The organism is Streptomyces plumbidurans, assembly GCF_019857225.1.
GTDB lineage: Bacteria > Actinomycetota > Actinomycetes > Streptomycetales > Streptomycetaceae > Streptomyces > Streptomyces plumbidurans.
The window spans coordinates 164,197-182,582 of the sequence record NZ_JAFJSY010000001.1; the positions used below are offsets into that span (position 1 = coordinate 164,197).

Sequence of the window (18,386 nt, forward strand, 5' to 3'; positions counted from 1 at the left end):
TTCGATCACCGCGCACGCTCGTCAACGCGATGGTCACTGGCTCGTACTCGCTGCGTTCCGTGTATCCGGCCGTCATTCTTCGACTCTCATTCGGGACCGTCAAGGAGACCCGCGCCGCCGGTCGCCCGCCGGACGAGCTCGACTCCGTAGTCGTTGCCGTTCGGCGTCCGCACGAGGGTGTGGGTGTGGAACTTCTCCGGCTCGGGGTTGGCCAGGAAGATCCCCGCGTGGTGGTCGAACTCGACGAGTACGACCGGGCTCTGGATCCGGTAGTAGAACGGGTCGTCGTGCCCGCGGCCGCCGATCCAGCAGAAGTACGTCTCGTCGAGGTGGCGGCGGACCGCCCGCATCCGCGCGGCGCGGGGGCCGTCCGGCTGGTAGGCGAGGAAGAGTTGCACGATCTCCAGCAGCCGCCGCCGCTGCATCCCGTCGAGCCCCGTGGCGGGGATTCCCTCCAGGGGGATCTCGCGGTTGTCCTGGAAGGCGCCGCCCAGGTGGAGTTCGTCGCCGGGGTGCAGTCGGCCCGGAGGCATCGCCGGGTCCCGCTTGTGCCGGTAGAGCACGGCACGCCCGGCCTGTTCGTCCGTGAGGCTCTGCGCGAGGGCGAGGCCCGCCCGTTCCTGCTCCCCGAAGAGCGTCAGCCCCGCGCGCTCGCCGCGGTCGACGCGGTTGGGCTCGGCCCCGAAGAAGACCGGCGTGAACACCTGCCGGCCGCCGACGAACAGGCAGTTCAGAGCCAGATGATGGCCCCACAGATTCCAGCCCCACGGCTCGGACGCCGAGGGCGTTCCGAACAGATTGAGGTTGTAGCTGTTCTCGTTGAGGATGCGTGGCAGGCCGACCAGCTCGCCCAGGAACTTGTTGACGTGCATGACGTCACGGACCGTCCGTGCGCCGGTGGGGCTCAAGGACGCGTCGGCCAGATCGAAGACGCGGTTCCGCACCGCACGGTCGACTTCCTCGAGGCGGATCCCGAAGCGGTTCAGGTAGAACTCGGGGTTCATCCACGCGCGCCACACCCTGCTGTCCAGCGGGTGCACGGTCGCCTCCCGCTCCTGGGGGCTCAGGGAGCGGATCAGCGCCTCGGCGGCCGCCACCGCCGCACCCGTCGGCGCGGCCTCGTCGGGCCCCAGCTCGAAGAGGCCCGGTCGCACGTACCCGTCGGTGGTGACGCCCTTGAACCGGGTCTTCTCGAACAGCTCGGTCCAGCCGGACAACGCCTCGTCGACCGCGGGCACTTGACGCATCTCGTCGACGTAGCTGCGCGGGTCGCACGACCGATACGCCGCCAACCGCGGGTGGTCCAGCGGGAAAACGTGATCCCTGAAATCGCCGGCCATGTCACCTCCAGCCAGAGGACGGGACTACGACGACCCGTCCGAACCCTGACGCGTCCACCGGCACGCCGCTCTTGACGCCTCCGGAACGCCCGACCTAATTTGCCAGAGGATCGCAATGCAGTCCAGTGGTCCGCATCGTGGACCAATAGGCGAGAGGTCGGGAGACGATGACGACATCCACCAGCCGTCCGAACGGGCCTCCGTTCCTCCAAGGCGTACGTGTTCTGGACATCACCGGCGCCCTGGCCGGCCCCTACTGCACGACGATCCTTTCCGACCTCGGAGCCGAGGTGCTCAAGGTCGAGCCGGTGGGCGGCGACACGATGCGCACGCGGCGGATGGGGCCCGGACAAAGACCGCTGCCCTTCGATCTCATCCATCGCGACAAAGGCAGCCTGGCGGCGGACCTGAAGTCGGACGAGGGCAGAGAGATCGTCCGCGACCTGGCCCGGCGCAGCGACGTCCTCGTCGAGAACTTCCGCGCCGGAGCGATGGCCCGGCTCGGGCTCGGCTATGAGGACCTCCGTGACGACTGCCCCGACCTCGTCTACTGCTCGATCTCCGGCTTCGGGCAGTTCGGACCGATGCGCGACGCGAAGGGCATCGATCTGATCGCGCAGGCGTACAGCGGCCTCATGTCGGTGACCGGTTCGCCCGACGGCCGGCTGGCGAAGGCGGGCTTTCCCGTGTCCGATGTCGGGACCGGCATGTGGGGAGCCATCGGCGTGCTCGCCGCTCTGCTGCGCTCCCGGGCCGGTGGCGGCGGCGCCCACATCGACGTAGCCCTGGCCGACTCGGTGGCGGCGTGGTCGCTGTGGGAGGTCGCCGACTACCTCGCGACGGGGGTACAGCCCGGGCCGCTCGGCACGGCGCACCGGCTGGCCGCACCCTACGAGGCCTTCCGCTGCGCCGACGGGAACACGCTGGTCATAGGTGCGGTCGAGCGCGCCTGGACGGCGCTGTGCCGGGTGCTGGGCATCGACCTGTCCGGCGACGCGCGATTCGCCACGGAATACGAACGCTTCGTGCACCGCGAGCCCCTCGCGGAGATCCTGCAGAAGCAGTTCGTCACCGCCGACCGTGCCCATTGGATGGCGGCCCTGCGGGCGGCCGGGGTGCCGTGCGGGCCGGTGAACGGGATCGGCGACATCGTCGGCGACGAGCAGTTCCTCGCGCGCGGACTGTTCGTCCACGACGAGGACCGCCATGGTCAGCCGACGATCGTCAACACGCCGATCATCTCCGACGGAGCACCCCGGGCGCGGGGAGCGGCGCCGGAACTGGGCCGGGACACCCGCACGGTCCTCGCCTCACTCGGCTACGACGAACAGCGCGTCGAAGCCCTGATCGAGGCCGGCGTGGTGGCCGCGTCCTCGGTCGGAACGGGCCACGTCGACCAGCGACCGGTCCCGACGGGTGCCGACGCGTCGACCGGGCCCGGTCTCCCCCGCCACGACCCGATGAGACTGGAGACACCGTGATGAGACAGGAGACACTGCAATGACCGCATACTCCGCCGTCGACTGGTCCGACGGCCTGGGGCTCGCACGGACCGCGACCGGCGACGGGCCCCTCGTCGTTCTGCGCCGCGACGCCGATCCCGCCGCCGCGATCGCACTCGTCGACGGCCGGCGTTTTCCGGACCTGCCCGCTCTGCTGGAGGCGGCCGACGGCGATCCGTCGCGCATCACGGCCGGAGACCCGCTCGACGCTCCCGACCGGGCACTGCTGAGCCCGGTCGGCCGGCCGGGAAAGATCATCTGCGTCGGCCAGAACTACCTCGACCACGTCCACGAAGGGGGCCGGACCGACGGCCCCGCGCATCCGGACCTGTTCCCCAAGTGGCACACATGCCTCAGTGGCCCCTACAGCGACGTGCCCCTGCCGCCGGAGTCCGACCAGATCGACTACGAGAGCGAACTGACCGTGGTCATCGGCCGACGCGCCCGCCGGGTCGTCGCAGGGAACGCCGCCGACGTGGTGTTCGGGTACACCGCCGCCGGCGACGGTTCGGTACGCGACTACCAGGTCCACACCGGCCAGCGCACGGCCGGGAAGGCGTGGGACTCCCTGACTCCGCTCGGGCCGGTCGTCGTGCCCGCCGAACAGCTGGGCGGCGCCCGCCCCGATCTCGCGATCACCGGGCTGCTCAACGGCCAGGTCGTCCAGGACGACCGGACGGCGAAGCTGCTCTTCGGCATTCCCGAACTCATCGCCTACATCACCACGGTGATGACGCTCGAGCCCGGTGACCTCATCCTGACGGGGACCCCTTCAGGCGTCGGGGCCGCCCGGACACCACCACTGTGGCTCGCGGACGGTTCGGAGTTCGAGGTGCGCATCGAGGGCATCGGCTCGCTGCGCAACCGCTACGTCACCGAGCAGGTGCCCCGGTGACGGCCACGACCACCGGCAAACCGGCGATCACGACCAGGGTGCACGACGGCGTCGGCACGATCGAGATCAGCAACCCGCCCCGTCGCAACGCGCTGTCGGTGTCGATGATGCTCGATCTCTCCGCGGCCCTGCACGCCCTGGACTCCGACCCCGATGTCCGCGTCGTCGTCCTGCGCGGCTCGGGCGAGGAAGCGTTCGTCTCGGGGGCCGACCTCAGCGAGAGCGAGTTCGGCGCCGGGAGGGAAGAGGCACAGGAGCGCTTCGACGCGGCGCTGGACAGGCTGTTCACCCGCCTCGCCCACTTGTCCGTCCCGCTGATCGCCCGCATTCACGGCCACTGCCTGGGCGCCGGCGTCGCGGTCGCGCTCCACGCGGACCTGCGCTGCGCCGACACCCGCACGGTGCTGAGCATCCCGGCCGCCAGGCTGGGCATCGGCTATCCACTGGCGCGAACCGCCGACCTCGTCCACACGGTCGGGCCCTCGGCCGCGGCCGACCTGCTCTACACCGGCCGCCGTGTCCCCGCCGCCGAGGCCCTGGCCATGGGGTTGCTGGATCGTGTCGTAGAGCCCGAGCGGCTGGGTGAGGTCGTCGACGGACTCGCGGCGACGATCGCCGCCAACGCGCCCCTTTCGGTCCGGGCGGCCAAAGCCGCCATCACAGCAGTGCGCCGTACGGCAGGCATCGCGCCGGACCACGACGAGATCACACGCCGCGCCGAGGCCGAGATCGCGCGCTGCGCCGCCTCCGGGGACCGACGCGAGGGAACCACCGCGTTCCTGGAGAAGCGGACACCCCATTTCACCGGCCGCTGACGGGCCGACACCGACAACCAGCGGGAGTACTGATGCACATCGTCGTGATAGGTGCCGGAGTGGGAGGGACCGCGATGGCCCTCGGTCTCCAGCAACGCGGCCTGGACGTCGCGGTGTTCGAACAGGCGTCGGCCGTGACGCCCGTCGGCGCGGGGGTCATCATCGCCCCGAACTCCCACCGCCTGCTCACCGACGAGTGGGGCATCGACGCGGTACCCGGCAGCGTGCAGCCGCCCACACTGCACCTGCGCCGATGGCAGGACGGCAGCACCATCAGCGAGCAGCCGCTGGGGCCGGTCGCGGTCGAACGCTTCGGAGCCCCCTATGTCGCGATGCACCGCGCGGATCTGCTCGACGCGCTCGCCACCGGCCTCCGGCCCGGCACCCTGAACCTGGGCAAGCGCCTGAGCGGTCTCGTCCAGGACGACGAGGGCGTCACCGTCACGTTCGAGGACGGCACGGTCGAGCGCGCCGATCTCGTGATCGCCGCCGACGGGACGCGCTCCGCCGCGGCGGCCGCCCTCGGGGAATCGACGGTTGCCCGCCCCAGCGGCTTCGCCGCCTACCGAGGCTTCGCTCCCCGGCAGTTGATCGCGGAGACCGGCGAGTCGCACAACACCTGGCTGGGCCCGAACCGGCACTTCGTCCACTACCCGATCAGCGGCGGCGAGCTGCTGAACTTCGTCGCCATCGTGCCGACCTCCCGCCAGGAGACGGAGGCATGGAGCTCACCGGGCGACATCGCCGACGTCCGCCGGGCGTTCACCGGCTGGGACCCTCGGGTGCGGCGGATACTCGACGCGACCGACTCGGTCACCCTGTGGGGCCTGTACGACCGTCCCGTCCGCGACCGACTCGACTTCGGCCGGGTCGCTCTGCTCGGCGACGCCGCTCACCCGGTCCTGCCCTTCTTCGCGCAGGGCGCCAGCCTCGCGCTCGAGGACGCGGCGGTACTCAGCGCCCTGGTCGCCGACGCACCGGCCCTCGGCCTCGACCGGGTGCTGTCGGCCTACTCCCGCATCCGGGTGCCACGCATCCGGCAGGTCCAGGACGCCTCGTTCCGCAACGCCACGACGTTCCACCTCCCCGACGGACCGGAACAGCAGCGGCGCGATGCCTTCCTCGGTGATCCGGCCAGCCCGAGCCCGTTGCGCGCCAACGCCTGGCTGTTCGGCCACGACGTCCGTGACGATGTCGCTGCCGCACGTGCGAAGCTGGCTTCCGTGGGGCCGTGAGCGACACCGCAGTCCGCAGGGAACCTCCCCGGGAACTCCGGTCCAGCCGCCCCGAAGCGCACCGGATACAGTGCGCGAGAGGGCAGCCTGGTCAGGAGGGGAAGCGTGACCGACACCAGCGAAACACGGACCGCCGACGGTGAGGCGCGGGCGCCGCGGCAAAGCCGCCTGCATCGCCTGCTGCGCTACATCCCCATGGTCGCCCCCGTCCTGCTGTGGGCCGTGCCCTGCTGGGTGCTCCTCTACGGCGGCCAGGACTGGCCGCTGCCCGTCACGCTGGCCGGCACCGCCGTGTTCGTCCTCGGTCTCGTCGGTATGCCGCTGGCCATGACGCGCGGCCACGGCAGGCGCCAGCAGGACTGGGCGGCGATCACCGGTGACACCCTGCTGGGGAGCAGCTGGGTCCTGTTCACGTGGTCCGTGCTGCTCGGTGTCTTCCTGCGGCTCGCCCTCACCGTGGCCGGCGTCGGCCAGGGTCAGGATCGGGCCCGAATCGTCACGTGGGCCGTGCTCGGCGTGACCGCCGTACTGCTCGTCTGGGGATACGTCGAGGCCCGTCGCGTGCCACGCGTGCGCCGGCTCGACGTGCAACTCCCCCGGCTCGGTGCCGGGTTGGACGGCACCCGCGTCGCCCTCATCACCGACACCCACTACGGCCCGCTCGATCGTGCCCGCTGGTCGGCGCGGGTGTGCGAGACGGTGAACACCCTCGAGGCGGACGTGGTCTGCCACGCCGGCGACATCGCGGACGGCACGGCCGAACGCCGCCGCGCCCAGGCCGCACCGCTGGCTACGGTGCGGGCCGGCCGGGCCCGGGTGTACGTCACCGGCAACCACGAGTACTACAGCGAGGCCCAGGGCTGGGTCGACCTGATGGACGAGCTGGGCTGGAAGCCGCTGCGCAACAGCCATCTGCTGCTCGAACGGGGCGGCGACACCCTCGTGGTGGCCGGTGTGGACGACGTCACCGCCGAGTCCTCCGGCCTGGAGGGCCACCGCGCCCACCTCGAAGGAGCGCTGGACGGCGCCGACCCCGAACTGCCCGTCCTGCTGTTGGCACACCAGCCCAAGTTCGTCGACCGCGCGGCGGCCCACGGCATCGACCTCCAGCTCTCTGGCCACACCCACGGCGGCCAGATCTGGCCCTTCCATTTCCTGGTCCGCATCGACCAGCCCGCCCTCGCTGGTCTCAGCCACCACGGCACCCGCACGCTCCTCTACACCAGCCGTGGCACCGGCTTCTGGGGCCCGCCGTTCCGCGTCTTCGCCCCCAGCGAGATCACCCTGCTCGTGCTCCGGGCCCCGCAGTCGCCCACCTCGCCCACCTCGCCGTAAAGCGCGCCAGGGGCGGAGGGCGCCGCCTGGGCACCTGCCGCACGGGGCGCTGCCCGAGTGCGTCGTACGCAAGTCGTTGACATGGCCCTGCCGGATGGCTAGCTTCACGAAGGGTTCACAGCCACACCCCGGGCGCCATCCGTCCCGGACGTACGACTCATGAGCTCCACGGTCAGGCACCTCACCTCCAGAGCCCGACAACGTTGTCACCCACGCATACGTGATCACCTCCATCGCACCAAGCGCACCTGATCACCCTGCCCCCTCCCGGACGCCCGCGTCGGAGACAACGTTGTCGGACCCCCCCGCTCCGAGTAGAGGAGAACTCTCGTGACGACACGACCGATGCCACGCACGCTGAGACCCCCGAGAAACACGGTGATCGGCGCGTTCGCGGTGGCGGCGCTGGCCGCGGCCGGTTTGTGCGCGCCCGCGTCGGCGGCGGAGAAGCCCGCGTTCGTCGCCTCCCCGGCCACCGTGGTCAACCCGTTCATCGGGACGTCGAACCAGGCCAACGACTTCCCCGGCGCCGACGTTCCGTTCGGGATGGTGCAGTGGAGTCCGGACACGCCGTCGCGTCCCCCGGGCGGAGGCTACGAGTACAACGACTCGTCGATCACCGGTTTCAGCCTGACCCACATCGCCGGTCCCGGTTGCGGCGCTGCCGGTGACGTTCCGGTCCTGCCCACGGTGGGGGCCGTCAACACCGGTGCCACGGACGGGTTCTCGCACTCCAACGAGTCCGCGTCGGCCGGGTCGTACAAGGTCGCGCTCAACAACCAGGTGACGACCGAGCTGACCGCCACGACCCGCAGTGGCATGGCCCGCTTCACCTTTCCCTCAACCAGCCAGGCCAATCTGATCTTCAAGTTGACGGGCAGTCAGAACGGCGCCGGCAACACTCAGTTCACGAAGGTCTCGAGCACCGAGGTGAGCGGCCAGGTCACCAGCGGCCGTTTCTGCGGCGCGGGAAACACCTACACCGTGTACTTCGACATGGTCTTCGACCAGCCCTTCAGCTCGCAGGGCAGCTCCCTCGCCAAGTCGACCCTCAAGCCCGTCCAGCAGGGCAAGGCGTCCAAGAACGCAGCCGAGAAGCCCAACAAGCCGGTGCTGCACGGCAAGGTCCCGACCGGGGCGGCATCGAAGTCCGCCAAGAGCAGCGCCTCCCCGGACGCCGCAGCCTCGAACGGCTACGTCACCTTCAACACCACGTCCAACCACGTCGTCCAGGCAAAGGTCGGCGTCTCCTACGTCTCGGTCGCCAACGCCGTCGCCAACCGCACGGCGGAGAACTCCGGTTGGGACTTCGACGCGACCCGCACCGCCGCGCAGAACGCCTGGAACAGCGCGCTCGGCAAGGTGCAGATCGCCGGCGGGACGGCCGCGCAGCAGGAGAGCTTCTACACCGCGCTCTACCACTCACTGCTGCACCCGAACGTCATCAGCGACACCAACGGCCAGTACTACGGCTTCGACGGCAGGACGCACACGGTGGACTCGGGGCACAAGGCGGTGTACGCCAACTACTCCGGCTGGGACATCTACCGTTCGCAGGCCCAGCTCGAAGCCCTGCTCGCTCCCCAGGTGGCGTCGGACACCGCGCAGTCGATGGTCGACGACTACGCCCAGACCGGAATCTTCCCCAAGTGGTCGGAGAACAACGGGGAGTCGTATGTCATGGTCGGCGACCCGGCGGACGCCATCATCGCCGACTACTACGCCTTCGGCGCCCGGGACTTCGACACCAAGGCCGCCCTGGCCGACATGGTCAAGCAGGCGAGCACCACCAACAACGACCGCCCCGGCCTCAACTACCTGAACTCCCCCGGGTACATGCCGCACGACGGCAGCTACGGCTGCTGCAACTTCTACGGTCCGGTGGCCACCACACTGGAGTACGACACCGCCGACTTCGCGATCTCCGCGATGGCCGGGGCGCTCGGTGACACCGCCAACCAGAAGACGTACGCGAACCGTGCGCAGGACTGGCGCAATGTGCTCAACCCGGCCTCCGGGTTCGTCGAGCCGCGCAACGCCAGTGGTGCGTGGACCGGCGGGTTCGACCCCACCAGCGGCACCGACATGGTCGAGGCCGACTCCTGGATCTACACCGGCATGGTGCCCTTCAACGTCGGCGGTCTGGCACACGCCAAGGGCGGCAACACGGCGATGAACCACTACCTGGACACCGTGCTGCGCAGCTTCACCGGCGCCAACGGCTATGCCTGGGTGGGCAACGAGCCCAGCATCGAACTGCCCTGGGAGTACGACTACACCGGGCAGCCGTACAAGACGCAGGGCACCGTGCGGGCGATCCAGGACCAGATCTGGGCGAACACACCCGGTGGACTGGCCGACGGCAACGACGACCTCGGCGCGATGAGCGCCTGGTACGTGTGGTCCGCGCTCGGCATGTTCCCCGAGACCCCGGGCACCTCGGATCTCGCCCTGGGCTCACCGCTGTTCACCCAGGCCGTCGTCACCCTCCCGTCGGGCAAGAGCCTGACGATCAACGGCAACGGCGCGGCGGACAACGCCCCCTACGTGCAGTCCGCGGCGTGGAACGGCTCCGCCTGGAACAACGCCTACGCCCCCACGACAGCGATCACCGCGGGCGGCACCCTCGACTACACCCTCGGCACCAGCCCCAACACCTCCTGGGCGAGCGGGGCTTCGGCGGCGCCGCCCTCCTACGCCGGGGACACCACCGCACCGGCGTCGCCGCGCATCGGCCCGCTGGCCTCCTCGGTCGCGGCGAACCTCTGCGCGGACGACGCCAACTCCGCCACGGGCGACGGGACCCACGTCCAGATCTACACCTGCAACAACACCTACGCGCAGGACTGGCTCATCGCCGGCGACGGAACGATCCGCTCCCTCGGCAAATGCCTCGACGCCGATCACAGCGGGACCACCAACGGCACCCTGATCCAGCTGTGGACGTGCAATGGCAGCGGCGCCCAGCAGTGGACCCAGGGCGCCAACGGATCACTCGTCAACCCGCAGTCCAAGCTCTGCCTGGACGACCCCAACTCCTCGACCACGAACGGCACTCAACTCCAGCTGTACACCTGCAACGGCTCGGCCGCCCAGAACTGGAAACTGCCGAGCTGAGCGTCCCGGGGGTCCCGCTCGACAAGGTGTCGGCCAGTCGTTCCTGGTGTAGGTGCCGCGGACGATGGGGCCGGGCCCGACGTCGATCGGGACTCCTTGCCGTTGACGACGAGCGGGAGGACGGAGGCATCGGCGACTTCGCCGCCCTGCGCCTGCTCGGGCACGAGGTGGCCGCGAGGACCGTAGGCCGTCTCGGTGGCGGTCAGCCGCCGCGCCGCACCCGGGCCGCTCGGCGGGCCTCGGCGAGCTTGCGGGCCTCGTTGCTCTTGCGGGACGACCCGCCGCCGGAACCGTCCTTCGTCGCGTCCTTGCTGCTGCCCAGGCCGCGGAACGGGGCGTTGTGGTTCTTGGTGCGCGGTGCGGCAGGCCCGCCGTCGAGCGGCTGTCCGGAGGGGGCCTTGGCGCCGGTGATACGGCTCAATTCGGCCTCACCGGAACGCACTTTGGCGACCTTCGGGACGACGCCGGCGTCCGCCATGACCTGGCTCGTCTCGCGGCGCTGCCCCGAAAGGACGAGTGTCACGACGGTGCCGGAGCGGCCGGCCCGGGCCGTGCGGCCGGCGCGGTGCAGATAGTCCTTCGGGTCGGTGGCCGGGTCGACGTTCACCACGAGGTCGAGGTCGTCGATGTGCAGGCCGCGTGCGGCGACGTTGGTCGCCACCAGCGCGGTGACCTGCCCGTTCTTGAACTGGGTTAGGGTCCTTGTGCGCTGCGGCTGGGCCTTGCCGCTGTGCAGGGCGGCGGCGGACACGCCATTGGCCCGCAGATGCCGCGTGAGCTGGTCGACGCCGTGCTTGGTGTCCAGGAACAGCAGGACCCGGCCGTCGCGGGCGGCGATCTCGGTGGTCACGGCGTACCGGTCCGGACCGTGCACGACGAGGACATGGTGCTCGATCTCGGAGACCGCACTGGACGAGGGGTCCACGGAGTGCACGGCCGGGTCGCGCAGATAGCGCTGCACCAGCTGGTCGACGTCGCGGTCGAGGGTGGCGGAGAACAGCATCCGCTGCCCCTCGGGACGCACCTGGTCCAAAATCTCGGTGACCTGCGGCAGAAAGCCCATGTCACACATCTGGTCGGCTTCGTCCAGGACGGTGATGCGCACCCGTCCCAGCCTGCAGCCCTTGCGGTCGATGAGGTCGTGCAGCCGACCGGGTGTGGCGACGACGATCTCGGCGCCGTCCCGCAGCGCGGCCGCCTGGCGTCCGACGGACACTCCGCCCACGACGGTCGCGAGCCGCAGCCCGAGCGCCTCGGCGTACGGCCTGAGCGCCTCACCGACCTGCTGCGCCAGCTCCCTGGTGGGCACCAGCACGAGCGCCAGCGGCTCCTTGGGCTGCGCGCGCCGCCCGGCCGTCCGGGCGAGCATCCCCAGGCCGAAGGCGAGCGTCTTGCCCGATCCCGTACGGCCCCGGCCCAGGACGTCACGTCCCGCGAGCGCGTTGGGCAGCGCCGCCGCCTGGACGGGGAAGGGCACCGTCACACCGTGCTCGTCGAGCACCCGCAGGATCTCGGCCGGCAGCCCCAGCTCCGCGAAGGACGCCACCGTGGGCGGCGCCGCAGTCGTGTCCGAAGACGCCGCCGACTCGGACGCCTCTGACGCCTCGTACTGCTGCCGGGCATCGGCACGTGCCGGTTCGCTCACAGAAAGCCTTCCTCCGTAGGGACCGTACCGAGGAAGGCGCGGCGGGGACGCGGCCACCGGCCATGAACCCGGAGCCGGGCACGGACAGCACGGTGACGCTGCAAACGAGCCACGTTAGCACGAGGGCGGACCACCCGGTCCGGGCCCGGACCGGACGACGGTCAGCCGATCTCGGTGCGGACCGCGAGGAGCTCGGGGAAGAAGGACAGATCCAGGGCGGCCTTGAGGAAGGAGACTCCGCTGGAACCGCCGGTGCCGCGTTTGAAGCCGATGACGCGGGTGACGACCTTGAGGTGGCGGAAGCGCCAGAGCTGGAAGCTCTCCTCGACGTCGACCAGCTCCTCGCAGGTCTCGTACGCGCCCCAGTGCTCCTCGGGGTGTTCGTAGATCTCCTTCAGTACGGGCAGCAGGCCGTCGTGGAACACGTGGGCCTGGGAGACGTCCCGCTTCAGCAGGTCGTCGGGGACCGGGTGGCCCGCGCGGGCGAGGTAGCGGAGGAACTCGTCGTAGAGCGTGGGCAGTTCGAGGGCCTCCTCGAGGGCCGCGCGCGCCTGCGGGTCATGGGCGAAGACCTCGGTCATACGGGCGTTCTTGTTGCCGAGCAGGAACTCCACGACGCGGTACTGCGCCGACTGGAAGCCCGAGGCATGTCCGAGCACGCCGCGGAACTGGGCGTACTCGCTCGGGGTCAGGGTGGCCAACACCGCCCACTGGTCGACGAGTTGGTGCTGGATGTGCTTGACGCGGGCGAGGGACTTGAGCGCCGGCTGAAGGTCGTCCGCGGCCAGCCGGCGCATCGCCTCGCGCAGTTCGTGGATGACGAGCTTGAACCACAGCTCGGAGGTCTGGTGCTGGATGATGAACAGAAGCTCGTCGTGGTGGGGCGGATCGCTGAGCGGCTGCTGCGCGGACAGCAGCCGGTCGAGCCGGAGATAGCCGCTGTACGTGGTCTGCCGGTGCAGGTCGGTGTGGATGCCCTGCTCGATCTCACGGGTGTTGTGCCGTGACGTGTGCTCAGACCGCGACATCGGGCGCCTTTCAGATCGAGGACGGGTACGTCGCCGGGAACGGGTGGGTCGCCAGGAACGGGTGGGTCGCCGAGAACGGGTGGGTCGCCGAGAAGCGGAACGTCATCCCGCTTCCGTGGTCAGCGCCTTGATCCACTCCTCGGGCCAGGGAGTGCTGACGCGCTCCTCCCCCGGCGGCACATGTACGACCGTATAACGCCCCGACGCCGCGAGCCCGCGCGGACGGCCCTCGTGCTCCTCGCCCCACACCTCGAAGCCGAACGTCATCGAGGACGTACCGATGCGCTCCACGGTGATGGTGGTCGTCACCTGCTGCCCGAACCACAGCGGGGAGGCGAAATCGACCTCGTAGCGCACTCGCGGCGCCGCCCCGAAATAGCCGACCACCCCGCACTCGCGCACCAGCACCGCCTCGGCCGCCTCCACGAACCGTCCGATCGCCGCGTTGTGGTAGTGACCGGAGGCGTCGGTGTCCCACCACTCCACACGGCACCGATACACGGCGCGGGCGCCACCCGTCGGCTCCCCGGATCGGTCGGTCGAGTACATGTCCATCGGGACACGACTACCCCGGTTGTCCCTCTCCGACTCCGACTCCGACTGCACGAGGGTCACGAATCACGCGGCCAACGAGCAAGGGCGCCTGACGGGTGTCTGCCCTGTCAGGCGCCCTTTGCACGGTCACCCAGCTTCACCTGGTTGTCACCACCGAGCCGACGAGCGCGGCGAGGCACTCCCGGGCGGCGGCTTTCTACGGCGCAGACGTCACTGCTACCAGGACGTCGACGACTTGGACGGGTGGTCGGGAGCGGACGGGTGGGAGGGCATGTCCGGCTTCATCGAGTGCGCGGGCATGTCTGGCTTCATCGGGTGGGACGGCATCTCCGGCTTCATGGGATGCGCGGGCATGTCCGGCTTGGCCGGGTGCGCCGGGTAGTCCGGCTTCATCGGCAGAGCGGGCTTGTCCGGGTGGGCGGGCTTCTCCGGGTACGCCGGCTTGGCCGGGTACGCGGGGTAGGCGGGCGCCGCGGGCTTCTCCGGGTGCGCAGGATAGGCGGGCTTCTCGGGGTAGGCCGGCTTCTCCGGGTGCGCAGGATAGGCGGGCTTCTTGGGCTTGGCGGGATAGGCGGGCTTCTCCGGCTGAGCAGGCATGGCCGGCTTCTCCGGGTAGGCCGGCTTGACCGGCATCGCCGGCTTCTCCGGATACGCAGGCTTGACCGGCTGAGCAGGCATGGCCGGCTTCTCCGGGTAGGCCGGCTTGACCGGCATCGCCGGCTTCTCCGGATACGCAGGCTTGACCGGCTGAGCAGGCATGGCCGGCTTCTCCGGGTAGGCCGGCTTGACCGGCATCGCCGGCTTCTCCGGATACGCAGGCTTGACCGGCTGAGCAGGCATGGCCGGCTTCTCCGGGTAGGCCGGCTTGACCGGCGTCGCCGGCTTCTCGGGGTACGTCGGCTTGGCCGGGTAGGCGGGCTTCTCCGGCATCGCGGGCTTCTGCGGGTACGCGGGCTTCTCCGGCATGGCCGGCCTCTGCGGATACGCAGGCTTCACCGGCATCTCTGGCCGCGTGGGGTACGCAGGCATGGCCGGCTTCGACGGGAGGGCAGGCTTCTCCGGCTTGGCCGGGTAGGCGGGCATCGCGGGCTTCACCGGATACGCAGGCAAGGCGGGCTTCACCGGATACGCGGGCATCTCCGGCTTGACGGGGTATGCCGGCTTCACCGGATAGACGGGCATCGCCGGCTTCACGGGGTACGCGGGCTTTACCGGATAGACAGGCATCTCCGGCTTGACGGGATACGCCGGCTTCACCGGGTACACAGGCATCTCTGGCTTCACCGGATAGGACGGCTTCACCGGAACGGCAGGCATCTCCGGCTTCACCGGGTACACCGGCTTCTCCGGGAGAGCGGGGAGCGCAGGTTTCACCGGATAAACGGGCTTCGACGGATACTCCGGCTTCACGGGGTGGGCCGGGTACTCAGGCTTGACCGGATGGGCGGGGTATTCAGGCTTTACGGGATGCTCCGGGCGCTCCGGGTACGCCGGGTGCTCAGGCTTGCTCGGGTGCTCCGGGTAGGCCGGGTGCTCAGGCTTCACCGGGCGCTCAGGCTTCGCCGGGTGGCCCGGGTGTTCCGGCTTCGCCGCGTAACCCGGATGTGCGGGCTTTGACGGGTGTCCCGAGCCCTCTGGCTTGGCCTGATCCTCCGGGCCTGCGTTCCGGGTCTGATATACCCCCTTGGACGGGTTCGCCTGGTGGGCGAAAGGCCCCGGATACGGATGCGGGGTCGCGTCGTCCTGAGCGTGGGCGATTGCCGGGGTCACCAGCGGGGTTGTGGCGAACGCGGCCACCATGGTGGCCGACGCCAGAACTGATCGCCATCTCGGCGATGTAGTCATTGCTTCCACTCTCCTCGACTTGGTTCAGGGCTTCTGACCGCTGGTCAGTACCTAGAGCCGGATAGTGGAATAATCTGGAAATCGGAGGCACACATAACGCTGCAACCGCCATAAGCCACCGGATGGGGTAGCCACGGCCGCCAGTTGGCCTTGCCATTCGGTGAGAAGTTTTACATGTGCGGCCTATTGGGCGCGGTCAAGCTCAACGCGCATGTTTTGCCGAGAATTGCACCCGCGGAGTAGAGCTCGGTCAGGTCAGGTCAGGTCAGGTCAGGTCAGGTCAGGTCAGGTCAGGTCGGGGTGGTCGGTGAAGCCAAGGTCGCGGTAGAGCAGGCCCCGCATGACGGCACGGCCGTATCCGCGCCGCCGGTGCGCCGGGTCGGTGACCACGCCGATCACCTGCCCGATCCGACCGTTAAGCAGATGCGGTCCCGGCAGCCGCTGCTCGATCGAGCCGATGCCGCAGGCCGCGAGGCCCCCGCCCTCATTATCGCCGTCACCCCCACCATCGGCATCGACGACGAGGATGCGTACGTCGTCCACCGTCAGCTGTTGCTTCAGGACCACCGCGAGGGCGTCCAGCCAACTGCCGTCCCCCGTCGCCGGGTTGAAGAAGTCACCGGCGAGGTCGTCGAAGAGCAGGCTCCGCAGGCGCAGGCGCTCCACGAGGTCGTACTCCGCGGCCTGCCGTACAGCAATAGAGGCTGCGGTTGCGGTGCGTTGTGGCATGTTCATCAGACTGCGCCGACCGCTGCCGCCGGCCTGGTGGTGGACGCGACCGATGAGCACGAGCGGGCTGCGGTGCTCAACGCCATGCTGGCGTCGGCCACGGCCTACCCGCGGCTGACTGATCACGCCGGGACCGGCTGGCATGTGCACTACCGCGACGATGATCAGCCGCTCGGCAGGCTGCTGCTGTCGCTGATCTCAGTGGGCACAGCCCTGCATCTGGCGGGGCGCGGTATGCACCGTCTACGGCGCTGCGACGTGACCGAGTGCACCGTGATCTTCGCCGACACCTCGCGCACCGGACGGCAGCGCTACTGCTCGCAGCGCTGCGCCAACCGCGACGCGGTGCGCCGCCACCGGGCCCGTTCCGCGTCCGGTGTCTCCTGATGCGGCTGGCACTCGGGGTCGGCGCCGCAGCGCCCTCAACCGGATCAGTGCCCTGTAGCCGGCCGCCAGTGAGGGGAGGGTTCGACGCCGTCCCTGACCGGGACGTACAGTACCCCCAGGGGTATGAGTCGACGGAGGTGTGGTCGTGGACATGGAGCTCGCGGGTGCTGAGCTGAAATCGGTCCTGAACCGGCTGCGTCGTGCTCAGGGGCAGATCTCCGGGGTGATCCGGATGATCGAGGAGGGACGCGACTGCGAGGACGTCATCACCCAGCTCGCCGCCGCCTCACGGGCTCTGGACAGGGCGGGGTTCGCCATCATCGCCACCGGTCTGCAGCAGTGCGTCACCGATGCCGAGTCCGGCCGGAAGAACGGCGAGGACGTCGAGCAGATGCGGGCCCGCCTGGAGAAGCTGTTCCTGTCGCTGGCGTGACACCGGCCGGCACCTCGCCCCCGCCGGCGCGGCTCCGTCAGAGCAGGCAGAACTCGTTCCCCTCGGGGTCGGCCATCACCATGTGGTCGGGCCTGCCGTCCAGACTCTCCTCACCGACCACGGTCGCGCCCGCGGCCGTCAGCCGCCGCACGGCTGCCTGCACGCGCGGCCAGCGCTCCTCCCAGGGCGTTTCCCGGCCGCCGCCGACCTGCACGTCCAGGTGCAGCCGGTTCTTCGCCACCTTGCGTTCCGGGACCCGCATGAACGAGATGTCGGGCCCGACCCCGTCCGGGTCGGAGAGATAGGCGCCCTCGTCCCACTCGTCCTCCGGGATCCCGTGGTGGACGAACCACTCCTCCCAGCTCCCGAACCCGTCGGGCGCGGGCCTTTCCGCATAGCCCAGCGCCAGCGCCCAGAAGGCGGCCAGCTTCGCCGGCTGTTCGCAGTCGATCGTCACGGTCCACCTGGTCGCCATGCGCGCCTCCCACCGGTCGCCGTCGCGGGCCCCTCTCGGCCGGACAGGGCGACGCTACCGGCCGATACGCGCGACCCACAGCAACTGACGTACGTCCCTGTATGGCTTGAGGGAACTCCGCGCGCGCGATACCGTCCCCGCACCCACCACCCACCACCCGCCAACCACCACCCACCACCCACCACCCACCAGCGTCTCCCCCGCACCTTCCCGGTCAGTCGGCCGGGATCGTATAGTTGCGCCATGAGCAACCACACGGCAGATGGCGAAACAACGGGGCCCGCGGGGAGCGGGGTGCAGTCCGTCGACCGTGCCGTCAGCGTTCTGGAGATCCTCGCCCAGCGCGGGGAGGCCGGCGTGAGCGAGGTGGCCGCCGAGATCGAGGTGCACAAGTCGACGGCGTTCCGTCTGCTCGGTGCGCTGGAGGCGCGCGGCCTGGTGGAGCAGGCGACCGAGCGGGGCAAGTACCGGCTCGGCTTCGGGATCGTGCGCCTGGCGGGGGCGGTGACGGGCCGGCTCGACATCACCCAGCAGGGCAGGCCGGTGTGCGAGCGGCTCGCGGAGGAGTTCGGCGAGACCGTCAACATCGCGGTCCTGCAGGAGCATTACGCGGTCAACCTCTGCCAGGTACGCGGTCCGGGCGCGGTCGGCACGCACAACTGGGTCGGCCAACTGACCCCGCCGCACGCCACGTCCAGCGGCAAGATCCTGCTGGCCCACCTCTCAGCGGAGGCGCGCGCCGAGGTGCTCGGGGACTCCGGATTGCGGAAGCTGACGCCCAACACCCTGACGGCCAGGGCAAAGCTGGACAAGGACCTCGCCCTCGCTCGGGAGCGGGGCTACGCGATCACTCTGGAGGAGCTCGAGATCGGCCTGCACGCCATGGCGGCCCCGATCCACTCCCGCGACGGCGAGGTCATCGCCGCGCTCAGCGCCTCGGGACCGGCCTACCGCTTCACGGAAGCGCGGATGCACGAGCTGGCGCCCACGCTGGTCAAGGGCGCGCAGGAGATCAGCAACAGGATGGGCCACCTGGGCTGAGTCCGCCCA

The 18,386-nt window shown here is 70.0% G+C and carries 15 protein-coding genes and 1 pseudogene; 9 read left to right on the forward strand and 7 right to left on the reverse strand.

All coding sequences use genetic code 11. The features are described from left to right. Window positions 1-86: 86 nt before the first annotated feature. The gene (locus JYK17_RS00730; RefSeq protein ID WP_108009654.1) at window positions 87-1,340 is read right to left on the reverse strand and encodes a DUF3500 domain-containing protein; all 1,254 of its coding nucleotides are present in this window, start codon (window positions 1,338-1,340) and stop codon (window positions 87-89) included. Between the two features lie 167 nt (window positions 1,341-1,507). On the opposite strand from JYK17_RS00730, the gene JYK17_RS00735 reads away from it, so the two are divergent. The 6 genes from JYK17_RS00735 to JYK17_RS00760 all read left to right on the forward strand — a co-directional run bounded on the left by JYK17_RS00735 (window position 1,508) and on the right by JYK17_RS00760 (window position 10,239). Continuing rightward, complete coding sequence (locus JYK17_RS00735; RefSeq protein ID WP_108009656.1) at window positions 1,508-2,821, forward strand: CaiB/BaiF CoA transferase family protein; 1,314 nt, start codon at window positions 1,508-1,510, stop codon at window positions 2,819-2,821. A 19-nt stretch (window positions 2,822-2,840) separates the two neighbouring features. Then, a complete protein-coding gene (locus JYK17_RS00740; RefSeq protein ID WP_108009658.1) occupies window positions 2,841-3,737 on the forward strand; it encodes a fumarylacetoacetate hydrolase family protein in 897 nt (298 codons plus the stop codon). After that, window positions 3,734-4,552 (forward strand): enoyl-CoA hydratase-related protein, encoded by an 819-nt coding sequence (locus JYK17_RS00745; protein WP_164932314.1) that lies wholly within the window; start codon window positions 3,734-3,736, stop codon window positions 4,550-4,552. The genes JYK17_RS00740 and JYK17_RS00745 overlap by 4 nt, the downstream gene beginning before the upstream one ends. A gap of 32 nt (window positions 4,553-4,584) precedes the next feature. Beyond that, window positions 4,585-5,787 carry an FAD-dependent monooxygenase gene (locus JYK17_RS00750; protein ID WP_128803820.1) on the forward strand — a complete coding sequence of 401 codons (1,203 nt, stop codon included), beginning with the start codon at window positions 4,585-4,587 and terminating at the stop codon, window positions 5,785-5,787. Between the two features lie 105 nt (window positions 5,788-5,892). Further along, window positions 5,893-7,122, forward strand: coding sequence for a metallophosphoesterase (locus JYK17_RS00755; RefSeq protein WP_128803819.1), 1,230 nt, complete (start codon window positions 5,893-5,895; stop codon window positions 7,120-7,122). A 330-nt stretch (window positions 7,123-7,452) separates the two neighbouring features. Next, window positions 7,453-10,239, forward strand: a complete 2,787-nt coding sequence (locus tag JYK17_RS00760) for a lectin (protein ID WP_234547449.1) — start codon at window positions 7,453-7,455, stop codon at window positions 10,237-10,239. Between the two features lie 202 nt (window positions 10,240-10,441). Here JYK17_RS00760 and JYK17_RS00765 read toward each other — a convergent pair whose 3' ends face one another. The 5 genes from JYK17_RS00765 to JYK17_RS00785 form a co-directional block, all read right to left on the reverse strand. Further along, window positions 10,442-11,884: a DEAD/DEAH box helicase gene (locus tag JYK17_RS00765; protein ID WP_222809541.1), complete on the reverse strand. Its 1,443-nt coding sequence runs from the start codon at window positions 11,882-11,884 to the stop codon at window positions 10,442-10,444. Between the two features lie 161 nt (window positions 11,885-12,045). Then, window positions 12,046-12,912, reverse strand: a complete 867-nt coding sequence (locus JYK17_RS00770; protein ID WP_222809542.1) for a tryptophan 2,3-dioxygenase — start codon at window positions 12,910-12,912, stop codon at window positions 12,046-12,048. 102 nt (window positions 12,913-13,014) lie between these two features. After that, window positions 13,015-13,467 (reverse strand): acyl-CoA thioesterase, encoded by a 453-nt coding sequence (locus tag JYK17_RS00775; RefSeq protein ID WP_234547450.1) that lies wholly within the window; start codon window positions 13,465-13,467, stop codon window positions 13,015-13,017. Window positions 13,468-13,683: 216 nt separating this feature from the next. After that, entirely contained in the window at window positions 13,684-15,267 is a 1,584-nt protein-coding gene (locus JYK17_RS00780; RefSeq protein ID WP_222809543.1) for a hypothetical protein, read from the reverse strand. A 330-nt stretch (window positions 15,268-15,597) separates the two neighbouring features. Continuing rightward, entirely contained in the window at window positions 15,598-16,041 is a 444-nt protein-coding gene (locus JYK17_RS00785; RefSeq protein WP_234547453.1) for a GNAT family N-acetyltransferase, read from the reverse strand. Between the two features lie 36 nt (window positions 16,042-16,077). On the opposite strand from JYK17_RS00785, the pseudogene JYK17_RS00790 reads away from it, so the two are divergent. Both JYK17_RS00790 and JYK17_RS00795 read left to right on the forward strand, forming a co-directional pair. After that, a pseudogene (locus tag JYK17_RS00790) lies at window positions 16,078-16,428 on the forward strand (CGNR zinc finger domain-containing protein); the annotation flags it as partial. 145 nt (window positions 16,429-16,573) lie between these two features. Next, a complete protein-coding gene (locus JYK17_RS00795) occupies window positions 16,574-16,861 on the forward strand; it encodes a metal-sensitive transcriptional regulator (protein WP_108010164.1) in 288 nt (95 codons plus the stop codon). A 37-nt stretch (window positions 16,862-16,898) separates the two neighbouring features. On the opposite strand, the gene JYK17_RS00800 is transcribed toward JYK17_RS00795, so the two are convergent. After that, complete coding sequence (locus JYK17_RS00800) at window positions 16,899-17,336, reverse strand: VOC family protein (protein WP_222809545.1); 438 nt, start codon at window positions 17,334-17,336, stop codon at window positions 16,899-16,901. Window positions 17,337-17,579: 243 nt separating this feature from the next. Between JYK17_RS00800 and JYK17_RS00805 the strand changes: the two genes are divergently transcribed. Next, window positions 17,580-18,377 carry an IclR family transcriptional regulator gene (locus JYK17_RS00805; protein WP_128803814.1) on the forward strand — a complete coding sequence of 266 codons (798 nt, stop codon included), beginning with the start codon at window positions 17,580-17,582 and terminating at the stop codon, window positions 18,375-18,377. The last annotated feature ends 9 nt before the right edge of the window (window positions 18,378-18,386 follow it).

Excerpts from the sequence above, each read along its gene's own strand:
- JYK17_RS00730 (WP_108009654.1), bottom strand. The coding sequence starts at position 1,340 with ATGGCCGGCGATTTCAGGGATCACGTTTTCCCGCTGGACCACCCGCGG.
- JYK17_RS00735 (WP_108009656.1), top strand. The coding sequence starts at position 1,508 with ATGACGACATCCACCAGCCGTCCGAACGGGCCTCCGTTCCTCCAAGGC.
- JYK17_RS00740 (WP_108009658.1), top strand. The coding sequence starts at position 2,841 with ATGACCGCATACTCCGCCGTCGACTGGTCCGACGGCCTGGGGCTCGCA.
- JYK17_RS00750 (WP_128803820.1), top strand. The coding sequence starts at position 4,585 with ATGCACATCGTCGTGATAGGTGCCGGAGTGGGAGGGACCGCGATGGCC.
- JYK17_RS00770 (WP_222809542.1), bottom strand. The coding sequence starts at position 12,912 with ATGTCGCGGTCTGAGCACACGTCACGGCACAACACCCGTGAGATCGAG.
- JYK17_RS00775 (WP_234547450.1), bottom strand. The coding sequence starts at position 13,467 with ATGGACATGTACTCGACCGACCGATCCGGGGAGCCGACGGGTGGCGCC.
- JYK17_RS00780 (WP_222809543.1), bottom strand. The coding sequence starts at position 15,267 with ATGGTGGCCGCGTTCGCCACAACCCCGCTGGTGACCCCGGCAATCGCC.
- JYK17_RS00785 (WP_234547453.1), bottom strand. The coding sequence starts at position 16,041 with ATGCCACAACGCACCGCAACCGCAGCCTCTATTGCTGTACGGCAGGCC.
- JYK17_RS00800 (WP_222809545.1), bottom strand. The coding sequence starts at position 17,336 with ATGGCGACCAGGTGGACCGTGACGATCGACTGCGAACAGCCGGCGAAG.
- JYK17_RS00805 (WP_128803814.1), top strand. The coding sequence starts at position 17,580 with ATGAGCAACCACACGGCAGATGGCGAAACAACGGGGCCCGCGGGGAGC.